The organism is Actinophytocola sp., from assembly GCF_049647105.1.
Lineage (GTDB): Bacteria > Actinomycetota > Actinomycetes > Mycobacteriales > Pseudonocardiaceae > Actinophytocola.
The window spans coordinates 1-20,493 of the sequence record NZ_JBARWZ010000055.1 but is presented as its reverse complement, the minus strand read 5'-3'; the positions used below and the strand labels follow the sequence as shown (position 1 = coordinate 20,493).

General features: G+C 68.1%; 23 protein-coding genes. 10 read left to right on the top strand and 13 right to left on the bottom strand.

Going from position 1 to position 20,493, the window contains the following annotated elements; all coding sequences use genetic code 11:
- Positions 1-149 precede the first annotated feature (149 nt).
- The 3 genes from WBA97_RS07550 to WBA97_RS07540 form a co-directional block, all read right to left on the bottom strand.
- The gene (locus tag WBA97_RS07550; protein ID WP_424229990.1) at positions 150-788 is read right to left on the bottom strand and encodes a class I SAM-dependent methyltransferase; all 639 of its coding nucleotides are present in this window, start codon (positions 786-788) and stop codon (positions 150-152) included.
- Positions 789-792: 4 nt separating this feature from the next.
- Positions 793-963: an ArsR/SmtB family transcription factor gene (locus WBA97_RS07545; protein ID WP_424229989.1), complete on the bottom strand. Its 171-nt coding sequence runs from the start codon at positions 961-963 to the stop codon at positions 793-795.
- Positions 964-1,293: 330 nt separating this feature from the next.
- Entirely contained in the window at positions 1,294-2,130 is an 837-nt protein-coding gene (locus tag WBA97_RS07540) for an EamA family transporter (RefSeq protein WP_424229988.1), read from the bottom strand.
- On the opposite strand from WBA97_RS07540, the gene WBA97_RS07535 reads away from it, so the two are divergent.
- Positions 2,069-3,871 carry a recombinase family protein gene (locus WBA97_RS07535; protein ID WP_424229987.1) on the top strand — a complete coding sequence of 601 codons (1,803 nt, stop codon included), beginning with the start codon at positions 2,069-2,071 and terminating at the stop codon, positions 3,869-3,871. The two genes, WBA97_RS07540 and WBA97_RS07535, sit on opposite strands and share 62 nt — an antisense overlap.
- Before the next feature lie 80 nt (positions 3,872-3,951).
- Here the strand turns inward: WBA97_RS07535 and WBA97_RS07530 are convergent, their stop codons facing one another.
- The 7 genes from WBA97_RS07530 to WBA97_RS07500 form a co-directional block, all read right to left on the bottom strand.
- Positions 3,952-5,880, bottom strand: a complete 1,929-nt coding sequence (locus tag WBA97_RS07530) for a tetratricopeptide repeat protein (protein ID WP_424229986.1) — start codon at positions 5,878-5,880, stop codon at positions 3,952-3,954.
- A 216-nt stretch (positions 5,881-6,096) separates the two neighbouring features.
- On the bottom strand, positions 6,097-6,561 hold the full coding sequence (locus WBA97_RS07525; protein ID WP_424229985.1) for a hypothetical protein: 465 nt from the start codon (positions 6,559-6,561) through the stop codon (positions 6,097-6,099).
- Positions 6,551-9,046, bottom strand: a complete 2,496-nt coding sequence (locus WBA97_RS07520) for a hypothetical protein (protein WP_424229984.1) — start codon at positions 9,044-9,046, stop codon at positions 6,551-6,553. Before WBA97_RS07520 ends, WBA97_RS07525 begins: the two co-directional genes overlap by 11 nt.
- Positions 9,043-9,951: a hypothetical protein gene (locus WBA97_RS07515; RefSeq protein ID WP_424229983.1), complete on the bottom strand. Its 909-nt coding sequence runs from the start codon at positions 9,949-9,951 to the stop codon at positions 9,043-9,045. The genes WBA97_RS07520 and WBA97_RS07515 overlap by 4 nt, the downstream gene beginning before the upstream one ends.
- Positions 9,948-10,280 carry a hypothetical protein gene (locus tag WBA97_RS07510; protein ID WP_424229982.1) on the bottom strand — a complete coding sequence of 111 codons (333 nt, stop codon included), beginning with the start codon at positions 10,278-10,280 and terminating at the stop codon, positions 9,948-9,950. The genes WBA97_RS07515 and WBA97_RS07510 overlap by 4 nt, the downstream gene beginning before the upstream one ends.
- A complete protein-coding gene (locus WBA97_RS07505) occupies positions 10,280-10,651 on the bottom strand; it encodes a WhiB family transcriptional regulator (RefSeq protein ID WP_424229981.1) in 372 nt (123 codons plus the stop codon). The genes WBA97_RS07510 and WBA97_RS07505 overlap by 1 nt, the downstream gene beginning before the upstream one ends.
- Positions 10,651-10,857 carry a helix-turn-helix domain-containing protein gene (locus tag WBA97_RS07500; protein ID WP_424229980.1) on the bottom strand — a complete coding sequence of 69 codons (207 nt, stop codon included), beginning with the start codon at positions 10,855-10,857 and terminating at the stop codon, positions 10,651-10,653. Before WBA97_RS07500 ends, WBA97_RS07505 begins: the two co-directional genes overlap by 1 nt.
- 165 nt (positions 10,858-11,022) lie before the next feature.
- Here WBA97_RS07500 and WBA97_RS07495 point away from each other — a divergent pair, with 165 nt between their 5' ends.
- The 3 genes from WBA97_RS07495 (at position 11,023) to WBA97_RS07485 (ending at position 13,434) form a co-directional block, all read left to right on the top strand.
- Positions 11,023-11,406 carry an XRE family transcriptional regulator gene (locus tag WBA97_RS07495; RefSeq protein WP_424229979.1) on the top strand — a complete coding sequence of 128 codons (384 nt, stop codon included), beginning with the start codon at positions 11,023-11,025 and terminating at the stop codon, positions 11,404-11,406.
- A gap of 136 nt (positions 11,407-11,542) precedes the next feature.
- The gene (locus WBA97_RS07490) at positions 11,543-13,084 is read left to right on the top strand and encodes a transcriptional regulator (RefSeq protein ID WP_424229978.1); all 1,542 of its coding nucleotides are present in this window, start codon (positions 11,543-11,545) and stop codon (positions 13,082-13,084) included.
- Positions 13,084-13,434 carry a signal peptidase I gene (locus WBA97_RS07485; RefSeq protein WP_424229977.1) on the top strand — a complete coding sequence of 117 codons (351 nt, stop codon included), beginning with the start codon at positions 13,084-13,086 and terminating at the stop codon, positions 13,432-13,434. Before WBA97_RS07490 ends, WBA97_RS07485 begins: the two co-directional genes overlap by 1 nt.
- On the opposite strand, the gene WBA97_RS07480 is transcribed toward WBA97_RS07485, so the two are convergent.
- Positions 13,423-14,961 (bottom strand): transcriptional regulator, encoded by a 1,539-nt coding sequence (locus WBA97_RS07480; protein WP_424229976.1) that lies wholly within the window; start codon positions 14,959-14,961, stop codon positions 13,423-13,425. The two genes, WBA97_RS07485 and WBA97_RS07480, sit on opposite strands and share 12 nt — an antisense overlap.
- A 247-nt stretch (positions 14,962-15,208) precedes the next feature.
- Here WBA97_RS07480 and WBA97_RS07475 point away from each other — a divergent pair, with 247 nt between their 5' ends.
- From WBA97_RS07475 to WBA97_RS07465, 3 genes are read left to right on the top strand one after another with little or no spacing between them, the layout of a single operon-like run.
- The gene (locus tag WBA97_RS07475) at positions 15,209-15,496 is read left to right on the top strand and encodes a hypothetical protein (RefSeq protein ID WP_424229975.1); all 288 of its coding nucleotides are present in this window, start codon (positions 15,209-15,211) and stop codon (positions 15,494-15,496) included.
- A gap of 44 nt (positions 15,497-15,540) precedes the next feature.
- Positions 15,541-15,891, top strand: a complete 351-nt coding sequence (locus WBA97_RS07470; protein WP_424229974.1) for a hypothetical protein — start codon at positions 15,541-15,543, stop codon at positions 15,889-15,891.
- The gene (locus WBA97_RS07465) at positions 15,888-16,100 is read left to right on the top strand and encodes a hypothetical protein (protein ID WP_424229973.1); all 213 of its coding nucleotides are present in this window, start codon (positions 15,888-15,890) and stop codon (positions 16,098-16,100) included. The genes WBA97_RS07470 and WBA97_RS07465 overlap by 4 nt, the downstream gene beginning before the upstream one ends.
- Positions 16,101-16,469: 369 nt before the next feature.
- On the opposite strand, the gene WBA97_RS07460 is transcribed toward WBA97_RS07465, so the two are convergent.
- Both WBA97_RS07460 and WBA97_RS07455 read right to left on the bottom strand, forming a co-directional pair.
- Positions 16,470-18,005 carry a hypothetical protein gene (locus tag WBA97_RS07460; RefSeq protein ID WP_424229972.1) on the bottom strand — a complete coding sequence of 512 codons (1,536 nt, stop codon included), beginning with the start codon at positions 18,003-18,005 and terminating at the stop codon, positions 16,470-16,472.
- Entirely contained in the window at positions 17,990-18,745 is a 756-nt protein-coding gene (locus WBA97_RS07455; protein ID WP_424229971.1) for an ABC transporter ATP-binding protein, read from the bottom strand. Before WBA97_RS07455 ends, WBA97_RS07460 begins: the two co-directional genes overlap by 16 nt.
- Positions 18,746-18,806: 61 nt before the next feature.
- Here WBA97_RS07455 and WBA97_RS07450 point away from each other — a divergent pair, with 61 nt between their 5' ends.
- The 3 genes from WBA97_RS07450 (at position 18,807) to rpsT (ending at position 20,445) form a co-directional block, all read left to right on the top strand.
- On the top strand, positions 18,807-19,754 hold the full coding sequence (locus WBA97_RS07450; protein ID WP_424229970.1) for an SPFH domain-containing protein: 948 nt from the start codon (positions 18,807-18,809) through the stop codon (positions 19,752-19,754).
- A gap of 5 nt (positions 19,755-19,759) precedes the next feature.
- A complete protein-coding gene (locus WBA97_RS07445; RefSeq protein WP_424229969.1) occupies positions 19,760-20,014 on the top strand; it encodes a hypothetical protein in 255 nt (84 codons plus the stop codon).
- A 170-nt stretch (positions 20,015-20,184) separates the two neighbouring features.
- Positions 20,185-20,445, top strand: coding sequence for a 30S ribosomal protein S20 (gene rpsT / locus WBA97_RS07440; protein ID WP_424229968.1), 261 nt, complete (start codon positions 20,185-20,187; stop codon positions 20,443-20,445).
- The last annotated feature ends 48 nt before the right edge of the window (positions 20,446-20,493 follow it).

Here is a 20,493-nt window from a genome sequence, read left to right as displayed (position 1 = left end):
GAACCCGCGAGTCTTCGGTTCAGGACCCGTGAGTTGGTGGTTCGGAACACAAGTCGGTGGTTCTGAACGCAGAACTCATCGGTTCTGAACCGAAGACTCGCGGGTTCCCAACCGTGGACTCGCGGGTTCCCAGTCGAGGACTCGCGGGGTTAGCGGGTTGCTGCGAAGTGGGCTACCGCGCCGGACCGTGTGAGGCGGTCCACTCGCAGGCCCGCGTCGGAGAGCCAGCGTTCCACCTCGTCCACCGTGTGGCCCGGGCCGAACAGGCCGACGCGGTGGAACGCGCTGAGCGCGAGGTCCTGTCGCAGCCCTGCGCCGCGCACGATCGTGTCGCCGACGAGTTGGGCGCCGTCCTTGAGGCAGCGGGCGATCTCCCGCACCGCGGCCGCCGGATCGGGCAGGCAGTGCAGTCCGTTGAAGCACACGCACAGGTCGAACCTGTTGTCCCCGAAGGGAAGCCGCGTGATGTCCGCGGCGGTCACCAGCACCGGGCGCTGCAACCGCGACGCCTGCGCACGGGTCCGCGACAGCATCACCGGCGAGATGTCCGCTGCCACGTAACGGAGATCCTGCTCCGGCCGCATCCCGCGCAACGCGAGACCGCCGCCGCACGGCACGTCCAGCACCGAGGAACCGGGTGGCATGGCGCCGATCGTGCGGATCGTCTCGTACATCAGGCGCGTGTCGGTGCCCCACAACAGCACGCCCGCCGGCCGCGCGAGCCATTCACGTTCGACCCCGAAGTCGTACACCCGCGCCGACAGCCTGCTCCCGGCCCAGCCAGCCATGGCGTCAACGGTAGTCCGCGACCGCCCTGAGCGCCGTCACGAGCGCACCGACCATCGGTGACGCCAGCCGGTAGCGGACCACCCGCCCGTCCCGGTCGGCGGCGACGAGCCCGGCTTCGCGCAGCACGGCGAGGTGGTTGGACACGTTCGGCTGCGTCGCGCCGGTCTCGGCCACGAGGTCGCTCCCGGTCCGGCCATACGCCGACGGGATCGAGCCGCGTCAGCTCTGGGAGGGCGACGCGGGCTGGAAGTGCTTCGTCGTCGACATCGCGCCGGGTGCGGTGTGGCCGAACCTGGACGTGCACGAACCGGGCGCGGAAGAGGTCTTCGTGGTCTCGGGGGTGTTCAACGACGGGTGCGCGACTACCCGGCCGGGTCGTTCTCCACTGCCCGGCCGGGTCCAGCCACGTGCCGCAGTCCGAGACCGGCTGCCGCCTCGTCGTCTTCCACCCCGAGGGATGACCCTGGCCTCGATCGCGGTGCGCCCGGGCCGATCGGCAACCACTCAGCTGACCGCGATCGCCGCCACCCCCACAAGGACGATCACGGCTCCGGACATCCGGCGGGCGGGGTTCGGCTCGCCGAGCAGGAGCCAGGCCCCGAGACTCCCGACCACGATCGACAGCTCCCTGGCGGGCGCCACCAGGCTGACCGGCGCCATCCGCATGGCGAAGAGCACGAGCAGGTAGGCGAGCGGCGACAGGAAGCCGACCGCGAGAACAGCCACCCGGTGCTCCCGCCAGATCCGGCCGACGGCTTCCCGCCGCGCCAGCGCGTAGGGCGCGAGCAGCACCGACTCGACGAGCGCCGAACCGCCCATGAGGATCACCGGCGGCACGGCGAGCGCGGTGACGGCGTGGGCGTCCCAGAGCGTGTAGGTGGCGATGAGCGCACCGGTGGCGAGCCCGTACCCGATCCCCGCGCCGGTCCCGAACCCACCGATGACGAACACCCCGGCGACCACGGCGGCGGCCCCGACGAGCGCCACGGCACCAGGTCGCTCGCCGAGCAACCAGACAGCGGCCACAACGGACAGCAGCGGCCCGGTCCCGCGTGCGAGCGGGTACACAACGGACAGGTCCCCGACCCGGTAACCCCGCTGCAGCAACACGAAGTACCCGAGGTGGATGACGCCGCTGACGCAGAAGGCAAGCCACCAGGAGCCGTCCATGCCCTGCCGCGCCACGACCACCACGGCCAACGGCAACTGGAACACCACGCCCAAGACGGCGCTGAGCCAGACGAACAGCGCACCCCCGTCTGGCACTCGTTTGGCGAAGATGTTCCACCCGGCATGCGCGAAAGCGGCACCGAGCACAAGCAAGATCGCGACGGGGTGCACCACCCCACCCTGTCAAACCGAAACAGGAAGCACACGCAATAAGCCCTGCCGGCGAGCAAACCTGCCGATGGCAACCCCCACCCGTTCCCGGGCGCACCACCATTTGTGGACCTATTCTGGTTGTATGCCCAGGTCATCGAGGATAAGCCCAGCTCAGGCCAAGCGTGCGGAGCGTGCCGCGAGGGGTGAGCCGCCGGTCTATGACTCGTATGCGCGGTTGTCGAAGGATCCGCGTACGGGTGAGGTTGAGAAGATCGATACCCAGCTTGGCGACAACCGGGATCTGATCGCGCGGTTGGGTGGTCAGGTGGGTGTGGAATTGTCCGATGGGATCTCGGCGTGGCGTCGGGACGCGGTCCGCAAGGGGTGGCGGAAGCTCCTGGATCGGGCGGAGTCGGGGGAATCTGACGGGATTGCGGTGTGGCACTCGGACCGGCTGTTCCGGTTGCCTGCGGACCTGGTCAAGTTGCTGGAGCTGTCCGAGCGGGGTATCAAGCTGGCGTCGGCGCGTGGGGTGCGGGACCTGGCGAACCCGGATGACGTGTTCATCCTGCATATCGAGGTCGCGCACGCGGAGCGGTCGTCGGAGGACACGTCGCGGCGTCTGCGCCGCAAGTTCGAGGTGATGCGGGCGACGGGCAGGCTGACCGGGGGGATACGCCGGTTCGGGTTCCCGGGCATGGTGCCGGTGCCGAAGGATGAAGCGGATGCGCTGGAAGCGGAAGGTTTGCCGCGTGCGGTGGTGTCGGCTGAGCAGGTCGCGGCGGAGCGGGAGGGGATCGCGTGGGCGTGCCAGTTGGTGGTCAACCGGCAGGGTGAAGGTGTGTTCGCGAGGATCGCGCGGGAGTGGAACGAACGCGGGTTGCGCACGCCGTGGGGGAACGTGTGGACCTGGGAGGCTGTGCCGGAGACGTTGTCGCGGGCGGTGAACGCGGGCTTGATCGAGTATGACGATGTGATGGTCGGCCGGTTCGAATCCGAGGAAGACGTGATCGTCTCCGAAGACCTGTTGACGCAGGTGCGGTCGGTGATCAAGTCGCGTCGGCGGGGTCGCAGCAGTGGGCAGGTCGGCCGTAAGTATGTGGGTACGGGGATTGTGCGGTGTGGAGGGTGCGGGCGTGGGATGTCGGCCAAGGCGACCACTCCACAGCGCGGTCCGATCTACTTCTGTCCTAAGCATCGTGGCGGGTGTGGGCGGGTGTCGGCGAGCTTGGCGCGGGTGGATCAGTCGCTGCGGGAACTGGTGATCGCGCGCCTGTCCGACCGGGAACACATGGCCACGGTTCGCCAGTTCGTCACTCGCAACACCACTCGGTTGCGTGAGCTGACCACCGATATCGACAGCGCCGAGCGGACACAAGAGGCATTGTCGGAACGGCTGGGACACGGTGAGCTGTCACTGGCCGCGTTTGACAAGGCCAACCGGCCGTTGGTCGCGAGGCTGGCGGCGCTGACCGCTGAGCGTGATGCGTTGCGGGAGAAGGTCGGTGCACCAGCCGCCGGTGAGGTCGGCGCGGGGGCAGTCTCGTCGGGGGAGGTCGCGGCGGAGTGGGACGCGCTGAACGCTGAAGGTGGTGTGGAAGGCATGCGGGTCATGCTGCGCCGTGCGCTGGGAGGCACACACGCGGTGGTGATCGCGAAGGCGGCGTCGACGGGTCGTCGCTGGGACCCCGCGCGGGTGCGGCTGGTACCGCTGTCGGCTGTGCCCACGGCACACCACACCACCCGTGCTGGCGCCTAAGCACCCGAACCACGACGGGCGACGCTCACTCAGCCGCTTGGACCCGTCGGCGCTGGATCTGTACTGGTTGTATCGCCGAGCTATTCCAGCTTCGAGCGCACGTACGCGAGGTTGCTGCGGCTGGTCAGGGTGTCAGGGTGGTTGGCACCCAGCACCTGAGTGCGGAGGTCGAGTACGGCGCGGTGTTCGCGTTCGGCTTCCTCAAACCGCCCCAGGCCCATGAGCGCGTACGCGAGGTTGTTGCGGCTGTTCAGGGTGTCGGGGTGTTCGGCCCCCAGCGCCTGAGCGCGGAGGTCGAGTACGGCGCGGTGTTCGCGTTCGGCTTCCTCAAACCGCCCCAGGTCCGTGAGCGCGTACGCGAGGTTGTTGCGGCTGTTCAGGGTGTCGGGGTGTTCGGCCCCCAGCGCCTGAGTGCGGAGGTCGAGTACGGCGCGGTGTTCGCGTTCGGCTTCCTCAAACCGCCCCAGGCCCGTGAGCGCGTACGCGAGGTTGTTGCGGCTGATCAGGGTGTCGGGGTGGTCGGCCCCCAGCACCCGAATACTCAGGTCGAGTACGGCGCGGTGTTCGCGTTCGGCTTCCTCAAACCGCCCCAGTTCCGTGAGCGTGGTCGCGAGGTTGTTGCGGCTGGTCAGGGTTTCCGGATGGTGTGGGTCGGTGTGATAGGTGAGGGCGTGTTGGTGTGCGGTGAGTGCGAGGTGATATCGGCCGCGTTGTGTGGCGTGGTTGCCGATGGCGTTTGCCGTGGTGGCGTCGGCGAAGGAGAGCGCGGTGGTGATGGTGTGTTCGGGTGGGTCGTTGTCCACCGGTGTGGTTCGTTGGATGTGATCGACGAGGTAGTCGAATACGATCACGGTGTCGGTGTTGGCGGGTTCGAGCATGGCGGTGGTGTGCCGCCACAGCGCGGTTGCCCAGGTCCACGCCGTGTCCAGGTCTTCGACCTCACCTCGTGATCTGGTCGCCAGGTAGTGGTCGTGCACGGTGTTGAGTAGCGCTCGGGGCAGTGGCGCGATGTATCCGGCGCGGCGACAGTCCACGGCTGCGGCGATCAGCGCGGATCCTCGGGGGTGGATGTCTTTGCCGGTCTCCCACTCGTGGAGCAGTTGTGGTCCGGCCGCGAGGTATTCGGCCAGCCCGTAGGTGTCGGCGTGGGCCAGTGCGTCCCGGATTCGCGGATCCCCGGCGAGATCGTTGGCACGGTCGAGTTCGGTGGTGGTGAACTCGCGTGCGATCCGCACGGTGTCCCCTGCTTCCAGTACCCGGTGTCGCCGGTCGACCACCGTGGATGTGGGGTCGGTGGCGGTGAGCATGGCTTCTCTTGCTTGGTGCCGCAGCGTGGCGACCACCACCCGGTGATGTCCGCTCCCTTGGAGTAGCTCACCGATCAGTGTGGCGGTGAGGACATCGGCTTCCAGGAAGCGGTCCAGGTCATCCAGCCACAACACCGCCGACCGCACCTGCCGCATCTGATCAACGGCGGCCCCGACGACGGCGGGGTCAGGAGCGAACAGCCGGTGATCGGACAGTTCGGCACGCAGCACTTCCATCCCCAGTCGACTTTTCCCCGCACCGGAATGTCCTTGGATCACCACGAACGCTCCTGTGGTCAGCCGTCTGGCCACCTCTTCATGCTGGTCGCGCCGCACGTACGGCGGCATCCGCCCGCTGCTTCCGGCTGGTGCCACTTCGGCCATGTCGTCGGGCAGCACCGCCGGGTGCACTCCGACCCGCGTCAGGTCGTCGTCGCCTACGTCTCGTACCCGGCCCCTGCCGCCACCGACCGCGCCGTCGGCGAGTTGGCGACGCTGTTCAGCAGACCGCTCTGCCCGCGTCTGTACCCGTTTAGTCATCACCGCCGATGGCACCTTTGCCACTGCGGCCACCGCCACAGCGGTCACCACCAGCCAGGTCCAATGCCCCAACCCCAGCGCGCCCACCGCCGCCGACGCCACCCCGGCAACCGCCAGCACAGCCGCCGCCAGCCACTCCCACCGGCCACGCACGACCCGCATCACGCTCCCTTCCCCAGCCCCGCTTCACCCCATAGCGTCGCGCAACTATCCCGATCCGTCACACGGATGAACAAGATTGCGTTGGCTAGTGGCCCAACGCCCCAAGCAGACGGCCACGTGAGGTTAACGCCCCGCAGGGAGTCACTGCGGCACGACAGAGGGGCCTGAACCATTCCACCAGGGTTCAGGCCCCTCTGTGGTGTGTCCTGCGGGGTTCTAGGTCGGCACGATTCCTGTGGTACCTGCCTGCGGTGCCCATGGTGTCCTTGCCTTCCGGGCGGTCTTGTGGGCTGCGGTCTGTGTAGTGGTCTCGCGGGTGGCGGTGGTGTGTGCGTCGCGGCGGGCGCGGGCGTGCACGAGTACGTCTGCGATCACGGCGAGGTCGTCCGGGGACATCGGTCCCATGGCCTCGCTCGCTGCTTGCCAGTACTCCCGTGGATCGAGTGGGGTGGCGGAGGTGAGCTGTCGGACTGTGCACCCGAGCAGCCGCGCCCACCGCGCCAGCGTCGCCCGGTTCGGTGTGGCCTCACCCCGGGTGCACGCTTCGACATCGGCCACGGTGGCGCCGCCAGCGTCCGCCAACGCGGCCGACGGTGTACCTGTCGCGTCCCGCCACGCCCGGAACCGGTGCGGCGAGAACACCGCTTCGGTGCCTGCGTCTGTCCCAGGGTCAGTCGTCATCGTTCACCCCCTCCTCGTGCTCAGGGAGGGAGGCACCGCGCACCCCGTCGGCACCTGCTTTCCGGGGGTTTCGGGGAGTGTTCCGGGGTGGGGTCCCTGCCGTCCCTGTCTGGCGTTTCTGCTGGTCATCGCAGGGAGTTGGGGTCAGGGAGGGGGCAGGGAGAAGTCCCTGGGTCCCTGCCTCCTCCCTGGTGGCGTCCCTGCCGCGCGCCTGCTGTCCGATGTCGTGGTTGGTGCGGTTGCGCAGCGCGGCGGTGATGCTCTCTGCGCGGATGACTTTCCGGCCGTCGGACTTGTGAACGGTGATCTTGTGGTCGGCGAGCACGGCGTGTAGGTCGGTTGGTGTCCAGTCCTCGTAGACGGCCGAGTTGAGCGCGGCGAGCCTGGCGAGGATCACCAGAGTGCGCACCCGCCGTTCCCCGCGCATGGCTTCCGCGATGTCTGTCAAGGGATCGCGTCGCTCGCCTGGTACGGGCTCCAGTTCGGGCCGTGTGGGCGCGGGCAGTGCGCGGCCGTCTTCCTCGATGAGTGCCATGGCGCGCGTGATGATCGGGGTGACGTCGTCGGCCCCGTCCTCGAACGGGATGTAGTAGGTGCGGATCAGTTCGAACGTCTCGGCGGTGACACCGACCGCGACGCAGGTTCCCCGGTCGGTGTGCGTACGCAGTTCGGTGGCGCGGATACCTGCCGCGTACCGGCCCGACCCCAGCAAGCCATCGTTCGCGATGTGGTCGGCCACGGAGAACGCGACCCCGCACACCACGTTGCGGGTGAGTTCCCGGGGGATGGAGTCCTTGGTGGGTGACTGGGTCGCGAACAGGAGGACCACGCCGTACTTGCGTCCTCGCTTCACCAGCCGCACAGCGAGTTCCGCCGCCCGTTTGCCATAGCGCGGGTGTTGGAACAGTTCGTGACACTCATCGATCCCAACGACCAGCGGGTGCAGCCCAACCCCGTTTTGGTCGGCGAGCCTGCGGGACACCTTGGGTGGTTGTCCTGCCTGTGCGCCAAGGGTTTTGCCGCGTTCCTCCATCTCGTCGGCAAGGTCGGCCAACGCCTGGCACGCTGCTTCGGCTACCGCGTCGTCCATGCCCATGCGGTAGCGGGTCAGCCGTGGCGCGAACGGTTCGAAATCCGGGGACTCGCCCAGCACGAACACCCACAACTCTGCGGTGGGGTCCAGCGCGGCCCCCAACATGAGCGTGCGTAGCGCGGAGGTCTTGCCCTGTCCCGGCCGTCCGCCGATCAACCACGACGCACCGATCAACGGTGCGTTGACGACCAGCCCGCGTTGGGACAGTCCGAACGGGACACCGTCGAACACATCCACCCGACCGTCATCCGGGCCGGTGTCGTCGAGCAGCGGCCACGGCCCGGCGCCGCCGGACAGGGTGCCCTTGTCGGCCACCCACAGATCCAAGATCCCGTCTTCCTCACCCTTGGTCGGCCACGTCTCCAGGCCACTGCGCCCAAGGTTGGCGGCGAGCTTCCCGCGTTGTCCCGCGACCATGTCCGCGGTGACCCCCAAAGGCAGTCTGACCTGCGCGAAGGTGCCGTCTCCGTCCTTTCGGGCCGGTACCGTGTACGCGAGTTCGCCACCGTCCTTGAAGAACCGGTTGAGCGGCGAGATCCCGAGGTGCGCGAGCGCGCGGGAGATCATCCGTTCATCCACCCACGAATCCGCGTCATCACGGTCGGGCTGGATCAGCCAGCCCGCACCCGGTTCCCGGTCGCGGCCCTCGAACGCCGCCGCGACCGCCCACACCACCGGCGCGCACACCAGCACGACCGGCACCAAGGTGGTGAGCACTGTCCACACCGCACCGGTCGCGGTGTAGATCCCGGCCAGCCACGGCCACATGTCCGCCCGGTCCATCAGGGCATCGATCAGCCACAGCAGTACCGCCACCGGCGCGGCCACCCGCACGGTGATCACGAACCTGCGGAGCACGATCCCGACGCGTGCCCACCGGGCTTTGGCGTCAGCGCGGATGAGTTCCTGCGCGGTACGGCGCGCTTCGGTGTCACCGGCCAACCGCGCCGTACGGACATCGGCCCGCAGGTCGGCATAGGTCACCCACGACCACACCTTGACCAGCCACCGCCAATGCCCCCGCACCACGAACCACACCAACCGCACCAGATCGGCCGGAGCCTTGCGGACACGGTAGGCAGCGACCGACCGCACCCGCCGCACCCGGCCCGACCGCCACACCCGACCCACCAGCAGCCGCAGCCACGACCAGCACACGCCAGCCGCGCCACGGGCCGCCAACACGGCCACCGGCCAACCCGACACCGACGCGTCCACCACGGTCCGGCAGTCGGCAGGTTCGTCGTCGGTGACGATCTCCGCGTCGAACACCTTCCGTGCCAACGTGCCCGCTGACGAGGTGCCCGCATCGTTCACAGGACCGTTCACATCCGGGCCGTTCACGGCACCGTTCACGCCGTTCACGCACCCGTTCTCGGGAGGGTTGGTCATGCCCGCACCCCCGAGCCGTCCCGGCCGTCGTGGTCGACGACCAGTTCGGCCGTGAGCGTGGCGGCCAGCCGGGAGGACAGGCCCCGCGAGCATCCGGTGACCTCCCGTATCCACGCCGGGGTGATCACCACACCCGGGGACCACGCCTGCCGCGCGGTGGCGCGGTACTCGGCGAACGTCCCCCGTCGCCGCGCGGGACGCGGGTCCGCCGCCGACGCGGCACCGGCTGTCTCAGACTCGCTGTCCGTGCCCGCAGGCGCGGTCACCGGCCCAGCGCCGTGCCCGTTCACGCGAGCGTTCACAGCGACCGTCACGGCGTCGGTCAGCTTGTCCCGCAGATCGGTCACGGCCTCCGCCGCGACGAACACCAGCAACGGCGGCACCGAATGGAGCACCACCCCGGCCGCACTGCCATGCGCCCAGGACTGCCAGGTGTTCATCACGTACGTGGCGGCGAGCGCGAACCACTTCGCGGCCCGCACCCACTCCCCGGTGGGGACTTGGTAGCGGGAGGTGACCTGTTCGGCCCGCAGGACCGCGATCAGCACCAGCGACACCGTGGGATCCAGCACCCACGCCGCCAGCCACGGCAACGACCACGTGTCGGCACCGGACGCGGCGAACACCTGAACGTTGGTCATCGTGAACGCCAGCCCGAGCACGATCCCGGCCCAGCACAGCCGGTCCACCTGAGACCGAATCCGCTCGATCCGCAACGCCACCACATCCGGGTGCGTCTGGTACGTGCGTACCTCCGCCGCCTGGGCGGCGTCCTGCGCCAACCTTTGACCCCGGGTGAGCGGCACGTGCCGCGCGTCCCGGGGACCGTTCCGCGGATCGCGTTTCCGCAGGTCGGAAGCGGTGTCGATCGTGGCCGGCGGGGACCCCAAAGTGATCATCTTCATCGCCGACCACCCCGCTTACGCGGCATGTCCACCGTGGTCACCGTCAACGCCCGGGTCAGCGTGAAGGACGCGAACAACGCGGGCAGCCCCAACACGGCCACCACAGCCCAGCCGGACACCTGCGGGTGCGTGAGCACCAGCCACTGAACACCCACGATCGCCCCGGCCGTGAACACCACCCGACCGGTCAGCGACAACAACCGCGCACCCGACCGCGCCGCATCCCGCGCCGCACGAGCACGACGCGCACCCGCCCGCCACACCCACAACAGCACCAACAGGCACACGGCACCGACCGCCACCTGTTCCACCGTCAAATCCGTGGTCATCACCGACCACCACCCGGTTCGTCACCGAGCTGCCCGCCGCGACGCCGCCGCGAACGCCACACCGGGTACAACGCCCGCACATCCTCAGCGGGCAGCGCACCCCACACCCCAAGCGTCTGATCACCCGAGGTCCGCAACTCCAGTTCCAGACACTCGCTGCGCACCGGGCAGCCCGCGCAGACCCGCGCCGCCAGCTCACGATCGGTCAGGTCGTCCCCGGTCCACTCCGGCTCCATGTCCGACCGGGACAGCAGCATGCACGCCCCGTCCCGGGTCGCTACCTCCCACAACACGTCATCCGGTACTCGCTCGAACCGATCGAGCTTCGCCGCGATGACCTCGAAAAAGTCGTCTGGGTTGACCGCGTTCATCACGCGTCACCCCCGTCCGACCGGTCGCCCAGCAGGCGGACCAGCACGTAGTCCGGCACCACCAGCCGCGAACGACGCCGGATGGTCGGCAACGCGCCCGTCCTGATGGCACGCCTGACCTCGGATGGCTGGACGCCGAGCAGCCAAGCGGCCTCGCCGACGCTGTAGTACTTCCGGTGCCCGGAATTGGGCATAGGTGTTCCCATGGCAGAAAGTCCTTAAGGTTCACGAGCTGAATTCAGCTCATAAAGAATGATTTCAGCGCGAGCGAGGACGCGTTTGTCCGCCCGCGTCGCGAAACGCGCGGTGTCGAGCCGCGGAATGAGCGAGAAGCGCTAATCTCGGCGCTGAGGCGGAGCGCGGAGGAATGGGTGTCGGAAGACTGGGCTGCGGTCGCAAAGGCGATCAACGAGCGCGTGCACGAGATGGGCTGGCGCCAACGCGAGTTGGCGGAACGCTCCCGGGTGTCGCAGGCGATCGTCCGCGAGCTTCAACACCACACGGTGGAGCGCCGCCGAAGCACCAGAACCCTGGAATCCTTGTCGGTAACGCTGGGCTGGCACCCGCAGCACCTGGACGCCGTGCTCCATGGTCGGCGGCCACCGGAGGTCAACGAGCCGGTCGCCGACCACGAGGACACCCTCTGGTCGCGCCTCGACTCCCTCGAACAGCGCTTGGACGAGATCACTGAACGCCTCGACGACCTGAAAAGCGGGCTGTCGACGGTCATTAAGAACGTGAAACCCGGCAGGTAGCGCCGTGCGATTCCGGTTGCTGAGCGGCGTGTTTTCCATGCCTCCAATTCCACGGCGAATTCACCGGGGAACCCATGCGCAACCACTGCGGAACCAGTGCGGAACCACTGCACAAATCGAGTACTCGGGGGATTGAGTGGGATCGGTCGACGGTTGGACGGGCCGAACGGCATGCGCCCTGCAGGCGGCCATGCGCATGAGCAACGAGGCGTTCGCACAGCATCTCGACATCGGTGCTCGTACCGTCTCGGGCTGGCATCAGAAGCCGACGTTGCGCCCGCAGTCGGAGATGCAACAGCTCCTGGACACGGTGCTGGACCGGGCGTCACCGGCGATCAAGGCCCGGTTCGCCGAGCTGACAGGTGAGCGGGCCGCCCCAGCAAGTGACGCGGAGCATCGTCTGAGCGCGGATCCGAACATCAGCGCGGCGCTCCACTGGCTCGACCACCACGCGGGTTGGGATCCGGGCACCGCACGCCGTGACGTCGCCTCCCGACTGGCGCGGGTTGACCTGCGCCAGCTCCATGACCGAGGTACCCGCCGTGGCCGTGTCGATCAGCGACGGATCGCCGATGCGCTCCGCAGCTACTACCCGAACCCACCCGGCGACTATGGCCAGTACGCAGCGGCTGGATCGCTGACCAGCGTGTTGACCCGGCCGGACTGGCTCGATCTCCACTGCTCGCTGATCCCACCCGGCGACCGTCTGACCGTGGCGAACACGACGGCAGACGTTGATGTTGTGCTGTCGGAGGAGACGGCGGGCCGAGCGGCTCAACGTCTGGCCGAGACGCTGGCGCTGAACATCCGCATGGTGGACGGCCCGCTGTTCCGGCTGGTCGGCATCGAACCGAGCGCGGGCGCGATCAGAGGTACGGCGGAGGTCACCCGCTTCGTGCGGTACGCGCTGACCATGGACCTGTTGGAAGGTGAACTGGTCGACGCGATCGCGGCCGATGCGCCGGTCGCTCCCGGTGCGCTTCCTCTGCGGGCGTCCTATCTGCCCGACACAGCATCAGTGCTCGACCTGCCGAATCGTCTGTGTGCTGGCGGCGCGCTGGCACTGTGTGCGATCGCCCGCCCTGCCGACCCGTTCCGTGGTCCGGCGGACTACGTGCTGCTTGTCCAGGAACGCTCCGGACACGTCGTCAACGCGGCCCGCCGGTTGGCCGTGATCCCGAAGGGCTTCCACGAGCCGCTGACCGACTACCGCACCGACGTGCACATCGGCGCGACGCTCCGCCGTGAGATGGAAGAGGAGTTGTTCGGCCGCGACGACATCGACAGCACGCATGGCGAACAGCTCCAAGCCGACCCGATGCACCCCAGCCGCTTGTCCGACCCGATGCGCTGGCTGATGGACCACCTGGACGCCTTCCACATGGAATGCACCGGTTTCGGTATCAACCTGGTGAGCGGAAACTTCGAGTTCCCCGGCTTGATCGTCATCGAAGATGAGGACTTCTGGACGCGTTTCGGTGGCCAGATCCAGGCGAACTGGGAAGCGGCCAGCTTGCGCCAGTATTCGAGCCGTGACCGTGATCTACTAGGTGAACTGGCAGCGGACGAGACCTGGAGCAACGAGGGCTTGTTCGCGCTGCTCCAGGGCATCCGCAGGCTTACCGAGGTCGGCGGAGACAGGGTGAACGCGCCGACGATCGAGTGGGAGGTCATCTGATGGCCGCGAACTGGTGCACCGGGAACGCCGCCGAGGACACGAAGGACAACCGTGGCTGGCTCCTGGGCCACTTTATGGACCCGTCGGAGGGCCTGCTCCACAGCAAGGACGTCGAGATCAAGTGGGCGACCCACACCGCAGGCGAAGTACGCCACGAGTGGACGAAAGACGACCAGCGCACAACGCTGGTCGTCCTGATCCAGGGCGAGTTCCGCGTGGACCTGACCGAGGGCAGCAAGGTTCTGTCCGTCCAGGGTGACTACGTGCTGTGGGGTCCAGGAATCGACCACTCGTATGAGGCACTCACTGACGCGGTGGTCATGGTCGTCCGCTGGCCGTCAGCAACCTAGTTCGACCTCGACGCCTGGCAGCTTCACCCGATCGTCAGCGACCTCCTGCAATCGTCGAATCCCTTGCAGGAAAGCAAACAAACCCTCGTTGCTCCACGACTCGTCAAGAATCAACTTGCCGACTAGATGATCGTCCAAACTGGAGTAAACCCGCAAACCAGCGGACTCCCAATTAGCCTCGATCGCCCCGCCGAACCGCGTCCAGAAGGACTCGTCGTCGATCACCACCAGCGCGGCAAACTCGTAGTTGCCGCTGACAAGGTTGAACCCGAATCCTGTGCACTCGGTTCGCAACCGTCCAGGCACGTCAAGCAGCCAACGCATCGGCGCGGACAGCCGACCGGGATGCATTGGTGCGGCAGCCCGCCCCAGGTCGCTGGTGCTGTCGACATCGAGGCGCCCGAACAACTCCTCTTCCATCTCACGGCGGAGCGTCGCGCCGATGCGCGCGTCGCCGCGCAGGTCGGTCAGCGGCTCATGGAACCCCTTCGGAATCACCGCGAGTCGTCCAGCGGCGTTGACGACCTGCCCCGACCGCTCCTGAACCAACAAGGCGTAGTCCGCAGGTCCGCGATACGGGTCCGCAGGCCGCGCGATGGCTGTAAGCCCGACAACGCCACCGACACACAACCGACTCCGCAAGTCGAGCACCGACCCCAGATTCGGCAGAAACCGGTCACGCAGCGGCAGCGACACCGGCTGATCCAGAGCGAGCGAGGCAGCCAACTCGCCTTCGAGCAGATCCATCGTCAGTGCGTAAGTGGCGAAGGGCGCCAGACCGACTCGACCAGTGATAACACCATCCCGCACATCGACGTCAAGCAGCCGATACAAGGGCTTGTTGGTGATCCGAACCCCCAACGCTGCCGCCTCGGCGAGCCGATCCACACCAGACTCTTCGATGTGCTCGATCGGCACCGCGTCGTCGGGACCAGCATCCTCCAGCTCAACCCGATCGGTGCGTGCTTCCAACGGCACGCCCAACGCTGCCCACTCCGGCCGGGTCAGCACGGAGGTAAGGACGTGTTGACCACACACTTGCGCGCCGTACTGCGCATGCTGTGACGTGCCCTCGGCGTAGTACTCCGCGAGAGCACCCGCCAACTGGCTCCTCCCCACGTCTTGCATCCGTGCCCTCTTGTCACGCACGCGACCGACGTCGAGTCCGTCAAGCCGATCCGCGACCACCTGCCGCGCAGAGTCGGGCAGCCAGCCGACCAGCCCTCCCAGCAGACCAACGTCTCCGATGTCCGACACCGTGCCGTCAAGATCCTGCACAGCCGGTTCACCATCAGCCGGAGACGCGAGCAGTTCGTCCACGCCCAACCCGAGGATCCGTTCCAGCAACCGAGCAGTGGACGGTCGAACACGACCGAGAGGGCGACCGCCAGGACCACGCCCAGCGACCAGCCGTTGCAGGTGCCGAACACCGATCATGCCCGCCTCGCCATGCTCACGCGCGAAGACCTCGACCGCCTCGGCGAACTCCTCCAATGTCTGGCGGCGCTCCCAGATCTTCTGTTCCAACACCGTCCGGGCCGCCCGCATCCGAAGCCCTCCCGTTCCACCTGAGATGTCGTGACAAGTCGTCCCCATGTCGTCTCAAGATCGTGGAGCTGATCCTGAGCTGATGACATGGTGATTTCAGTCTCGCACAAGCCACGTGGCAGGTCCTACCAGCGGAGAGCGGGCAGCTTCGCTCAGCCCAGGCCCCCGCCGGACTTCCGAAAGACGAGGCACGACAGCACGAGAACAGAAAGGAGGTTGGTCAGTCATGAACATGCCGACCAGCGACACCGTGTCGTGCGAAGTTCCTGCCTACTTGCTTAGTGCATGGGAGGCGGTTTACCGGGACTATGTGTCGACGCACCGGGTGAACGCGATGAATGTCCGGGACCGGGAGGTTCAGGCGCAGTTGTCGGCGCGGGTGGCGGTGGCGTGGCGACGGCTGGCGGAGGCACCCCAGGTTGAGTGGTGGTTGGTAGCCGCGTTGTCGACGGCAGCGGAAGCGATGGAGCAGCAGGCGCGAGACTGGGCTACTCGTGGCCGGAGGTCAGCGTGACCGGGGGACCGGCGACGGACATTCGGATGCCAAGCCGTCACGGGATGACGCTCGTTCGTCTGCGCGACGGGGTGTTCCCGTCAGGACTGTCTGTGCCCGCCGATCACCCAAGTCGTGGTCAGGCACGCTCGGTTCACGTCGTGCCGGAAGAAGTGGTGGTGGTACCGGGGTTAGCGGTGAACTTCGATCCGGTGACGGCGTGCTGTGGGGTGGTGTTCGCGTCGGGCACGGTGGAGATCGTCGCGTGGGGGACGGCGTTTCCCCACGAAGTGTGCGTGCGCAAGACGGGTCATCCCCGCTCGTTCCTGTCGCGTATGCATGGGGACGCGCAGGACACGAACGACCCAGTTCTTCGGCCGAACGTGACGGGTCCGGTCGATTGGCACGTGTCATGACCGAATCCGCGTACACGCCGAAGCAGATCGAGATCGTCAGCGAACTGGAGACAGTCGGTCGCGCCATCACAGAGCACGCGCGGCTAGTGCTGATGGGGGAAGCCGTCGACTGGGCAACCCTCGCCGAGCAGTTGGCCGCAGCGGCGCGCTTGTGCCGACGCCAGGCCGCGACCCCGCTGACCGACATCGGCGACTCCGGCGGCCGGTGAACCGAGAGGTGACACTCGCGTCGGCCCCAGGCGCACAACACCACCGCGTGCGAACCCGTCGACACCGCGACCACCGACCGCCACGGCGGCCCCGCCAACCGGCCCCCGCCACACGCCCCTCGCCACGTCCCCCGGCACGCCGTTCGAGGTATCCCTGACCCTTCCCCCATGCCGTCCATCCACGCGGGACGTCCATTACCGCAGGTCAGACACGCTGAAAGAGGTCACCGCGCGGTCGCCCGGCCCTCATAAGCCAGCCGTGTAACAAATAGGTACACAAATAGGGGTACACCCGGGGGCGTCCCGCCTTGCCAGTCTACCGGTACTCACCGACAGAACCACCGAAGTCGATCTTGCCTGTGGACAACCTCAGAGTCTCTTCGACACCTGTCCAAGCAACTCCGGTCCACGCGCAGCGAGCCGCCGGGCCGCGACCGCGCCCCACCACCAGAACGTCAGCACCCCCACCGCGACCCCGACCGGTACCCCGAACCACGACACCGCGGGCAAACCGGCGATCTCCCCGGCCACCACGACCGCCACCACCGGCAGTGCCACCACACCCAGGAGCAGGAGGATTCCCAGCTGCAGCAACAAACGCAGCAACCCGGGACTCCCACCGGACGCGAACGGACTCGCCCGCTGGTCCGGCATCGGGTATCCCGCGAACACCGACAGCAACACGACCAGTCCGGCGCCACCACCCAGCATCGCGGGCGCCAGCCCCAGCACCCACGGGTACACCTCGGGCTCCGACACCGCGGGCAGCACCAGGGCGAGAAGAAGGGTCACCGGCCCGATCACCAGCAGCCACGCCACCTGCCGCCCGCGCACGTCCACCCGCTCCGCGCCCGGCGCGACCAGCGTGTGCCACAGCGCGCTGCCATCCATCCCGTACAGGTTCCCGGCCATCAGGCACCCGAAGGCCACCAACGTGACCCCGCCGAACGACGACGGTTCGCCATCTCCGGACAGCATCGGGCCCACCGAGATCACCACGCCGAACAGCACGGTCGACAGGATGGTCACCCGCCGCCGTGCGTCCCGCGCCCACGTCCGCAGTTCCTTCCCGACCACCGCGCCAACCGGCGTCGCGGGCAGCGCCCCGCAGAACTGCCGCCGCCGCACCGAACCCGCCGTCGCCGCGACCCGTGTCGTCCGCCGCACCAGCAGCGCACCCCACACCGCGAGCAGCGCGGCATCCACCACGCCCAGCCCGGCCACGCACGCGAGTGCCACCGGCCACGACGACGTCACCGCGACCGTCCCCCAACCGGACGGCGACCACCGCAGCACCGCCGACAGCACCGGTGACTCGCCCTCGACGAGCCCCGGCCCGAGCGTCCGCACCATGGCCTGCACCAGCAACCCGGACATGCCGACCGTGGCCGTGAGCAGGATCCCCAGGTCACGCCCGCGTCGCGAGTTCAACACCGCGCCGAGCGCCGCCATCATCACCCGCGACAGCAGGATCACGAACACGAGCTGCAGCGGCACCGCCACGACCGCGACCAGCACGTGCGCGCCGGACGCGTGCAGCAGCAGCCCGCAGAACGCCACCGCGGTCACGATCGCCGGTACCCCGACGAAGGCCGCACCCAGCAGACCGGACGCCAGCTGCCGGGGCGCCAGCGGCAGGAGCGCGAAATGCTCCGGCCGCAACGTCTCGTCGCCACCACCGGACAGCACGGGCGCGAACAGCCAGCCGGCCGTCCACACGAGATAGACGGCGGCAAGCACGTCCGCAGCTACCCCAGGGTCGTCGAACGACGCACCGGCCACCACGAGCGTGGCGATCGCCGCGAGCAACCCGGCCGCGAACCCGAGCACGGTCAGCACAGCCTGCTTTCCGCGCAGCGAGTGCCGCAGCACCCGCCACCGCATCCGGATCAGGACGCCAACCACGACAGTCCCTCCCCGCCGCCGGTCCGCCCACCCACGATGTGCACGAACGCTTCCTCGAGGCTCGTCGCGCCACGCACCAGGTCCACCGGACCGGCCGCGACCACCCGGCCGCGCGTGATCACCGCGACGTGGCTGCACAGCTGCTCAACCAGGGCCATCACGTGGCTGGACAGCACGACGGCGCCACCTGAGGCGACGAACCGCTGCAGAATCGTGCGGATCGTCGACGCCGACACCGGGTCGACGGCCTCGAACGGCTCGTCGAGCACCAGCAGCTTCGGCGCGTGCAGCAGTGCGATGGCGAGCCCGATCTTCTTCCGCATGCCTGCCGAGTAGTCGATGACCAGCCGGTGCTGCGCCTCTGCGAGTTCCAGCACGGCGAGCAGCTCGTCGGCCCGTTCCGCGACCGTGCCCGCGGGAAGCCCGCGCAGCAGTCCCATGTAGGTCAGCAGTTCGCGGCCGGTGAGCCGCTCCGGCATCGACATGCCGTCGGGCAGCACGCCGATCAACGTCTTGGCGCGCAACGGGTCCGCCCACACATCGACGTCGAAGATCGTCGCCGTGCCGCCGTCCGGTCGCAGCAGCCCGACGGCCATCGACAGCGACGTCGTCTTGCCCGCGCCGTTGGGCCCGACCAGCCCGAAGAACGAGCCGGCGGGCACCGTGAGGTCGATGTGGTCGACCGCGATGTTCGCGCCGAAGGTCTTGTACAGCCGGGCCAGCCGCAGTGCCTCGCTCATGGGCTTGACACTACGCTAAAGTGATATCACTTTGCTAGATGCACAGCCCGAGGGGAACGTCATGAACGCGACCGAACTCGTCATCGACAGGCCGACCATGCCCGCGCCACACGTGCGCGAACGCGTGGCATTCGGCAGCTCGGGGCTGCCCGTGCTGGGTCTCGTGACGCTCGCCTATCTCGCCGGGCTCGCGCTCCTGCTCGTCGGCATCCTGCGGGTGGCAAGCGAGGACAGCGACCCGCGCACGTCGGGCATCGTGCTGATCGTGCTGGCGGCCGTGCTGTTCATCGGCGCCGTCGTCCTCAACGTCGGCCTGATCATGGTGGCGCCCGGTGAGGCGCGTGTGCTGCAGTTCCTCGGCCGCTACGTCGGCACGGTGCGCATGGACGGCCTGCGGTTCGTCAACCCGTTCACCTTCCGGCGCCGCGTCTCGACCAGGATCCGCAACCACGAGACCGCAGTGACCAAGGTCAACGACGCCGACGGCAACCCCATCGAGATCGCCGCGGTGGTGGTGTGGCGGATCACCGACACGGCACGCGCGGTGTTCGAGGTCGACGACTACGACGAGTTCGTGAACATCCAGACCGAGACCGCGGTCCGGCACATCGCGACGAGCTACCCGTACGACGCACACGGCGACGACCAGCTGTCGCTGCGGGAGAACGCCTCGGAGATCACCGAGAAGCTGTGCGCGGAGATCTCGGCGCGCGTCGAGGCCGCGGGCGTCGAGGTGATCGAGTCGCGCATCACGCACCTGGCGTACGCGTCGGAGATCGCGGGTGCGATGCTGCGCCGCCAGCAGGCAGGCGCGGTGGTCGCGGCCAGGCAGCGGATCGTCGAAGGGGCGGTCGGCATGGTGCAGCTCGCGTTACAGGAGCTCGCCGAGCAGGAGGTGGTCGAACTGGACGAGGAGCGCAAGGCGACGATGGTCAGCAACCTGCTCGTGGTGCTGTGCTCGGACCGCGAAACCCAGCCCGTGGTCAACACTGGCTCGCTCTACCACTGATCTTCGTGCCGGAGCGCAAGAAAGTCCTCCTCCGCCTGGACCCCGCGGTCCACGACGCGGTGGCGCGCTGGGCGGGTGACGAGCTGCGCAGCACCAACGCACAGATCGAGTACCTGCTCCGCCGCGCGTTGTCGCAGGCAGGACGGCTACCGGACAACGCGGGCAAGCTGCCGAGGCGGGGGCGCCCCCCAAAGGATGATCCCTCGGGTGAAGATCTCGGAAGCGGAAACGGCGGTGGCCGAGGCACCGTGGAGGCGTGAACGCCGGTTGGCCGCTGACCAGGAGCGTCCTGGGAGGCCGCCGAGCGTGCCTGGTAGTCTCGCCGGGTCGTGCCCGTGTGGCATTCCGCTCAGGAGGAAACCCGCCGTTCCGGAGGGGCCATCCGAATGCGGCCACGACTTCCGTGATCGACATCGAGGAGCAGTCCCCCATGGCCAACATCAAGTCCCAGATCAAGCGGATCAAGACGAACGAGAAGGCGCGCCTGCGCAACAAGTCCGTCAAGTCCTCGGTGAAGACCGCGATCCGCAAGTTCCGCGAGGCAGCCGACGCCGGCGACAAGGCGAAGGCCACGGAGCTTCTGCAGGACGCCAGCCGCAAGCTCGACAAGGCGGCCGGCAAGGGCGTGATCCACACCAACCAGGCGGCGAACAAGAAGTCCGCCATGGCGAAGCGCGCAAGCCAGCTCTGACCCAGAGCACCCCGAGGGCGCGCCGGCACAGCCGGCGCGCGCGCCTCA

What these genes read in the sequence shown, in the direction of transcription:
- WBA97_RS07470 (WP_424229974.1), top strand. Translation starts at nt 15,541, where the DNA reads ATGACGCTCGTTCGTCTGCGCGACGGGGTGTTCCCGTCAGGACTGTCT.
- WBA97_RS07505 (WP_424229981.1), bottom strand. Translation starts at nt 10,651, where the DNA reads ATGAACGCGGTCAACCCAGACGACTTTTTCGAGGTCATCGCGGCGAAG.
- WBA97_RS07525 (WP_424229985.1), bottom strand. Translation starts at nt 6,561, where the DNA reads ATGACGACTGACCCTGGGACAGACGCAGGCACCGAAGCGGTGTTCTCG.
- WBA97_RS07485 (WP_424229977.1), top strand. Translation starts at nt 13,084, where the DNA reads ATGGCCGCGAACTGGTGCACCGGGAACGCCGCCGAGGACACGAAGGAC.
- WBA97_RS07500 (WP_424229980.1), bottom strand. Translation starts at nt 10,857, where the DNA reads ATGGGAACACCTATGCCCAATTCCGGGCACCGGAAGTACTACAGCGTC.
- WBA97_RS07530 (WP_424229986.1), bottom strand. Translation starts at nt 5,880, where the DNA reads ATGCGGGTCGTGCGTGGCCGGTGGGAGTGGCTGGCGGCGGCTGTGCTG.
- WBA97_RS07520 (WP_424229984.1), bottom strand. Translation starts at nt 9,046, where the DNA reads ATGACCAACCCTCCCGAGAACGGGTGCGTGAACGGCGTGAACGGTGCC.
- WBA97_RS07550 (WP_424229990.1), bottom strand. Translation starts at nt 788, where the DNA reads ATGGCTGGCTGGGCCGGGAGCAGGCTGTCGGCGCGGGTGTACGACTTC.
- WBA97_RS07510 (WP_424229982.1), bottom strand. Translation starts at nt 10,280, where the DNA reads ATGACCACGGATTTGACGGTGGAACAGGTGGCGGTCGGTGCCGTGTGC.
- rpsT (WP_424229968.1), top strand. Translation starts at nt 20,185, where the DNA reads ATGGCCAACATCAAGTCCCAGATCAAGCGGATCAAGACGAACGAGAAG.
- WBA97_RS07535 (WP_424229987.1), top strand. Translation starts at nt 2,069, where the DNA reads ATGTTCCACCCGGCATGCGCGAAAGCGGCACCGAGCACAAGCAAGATC.
- WBA97_RS07465 (WP_424229973.1), top strand. Translation starts at nt 15,888, where the DNA reads ATGACCGAATCCGCGTACACGCCGAAGCAGATCGAGATCGTCAGCGAA.
- WBA97_RS07450 (WP_424229970.1), top strand. Translation starts at nt 18,807, where the DNA reads ATGAACGCGACCGAACTCGTCATCGACAGGCCGACCATGCCCGCGCCA.
- WBA97_RS07515 (WP_424229983.1), bottom strand. Translation starts at nt 9,951, where the DNA reads ATGAAGATGATCACTTTGGGGTCCCCGCCGGCCACGATCGACACCGCT.
- WBA97_RS07475 (WP_424229975.1), top strand. Translation starts at nt 15,209, where the DNA reads ATGAACATGCCGACCAGCGACACCGTGTCGTGCGAAGTTCCTGCCTAC.
- WBA97_RS07455 (WP_424229971.1), bottom strand. Translation starts at nt 18,745, where the DNA reads ATGAGCGAGGCACTGCGGCTGGCCCGGCTGTACAAGACCTTCGGCGCG.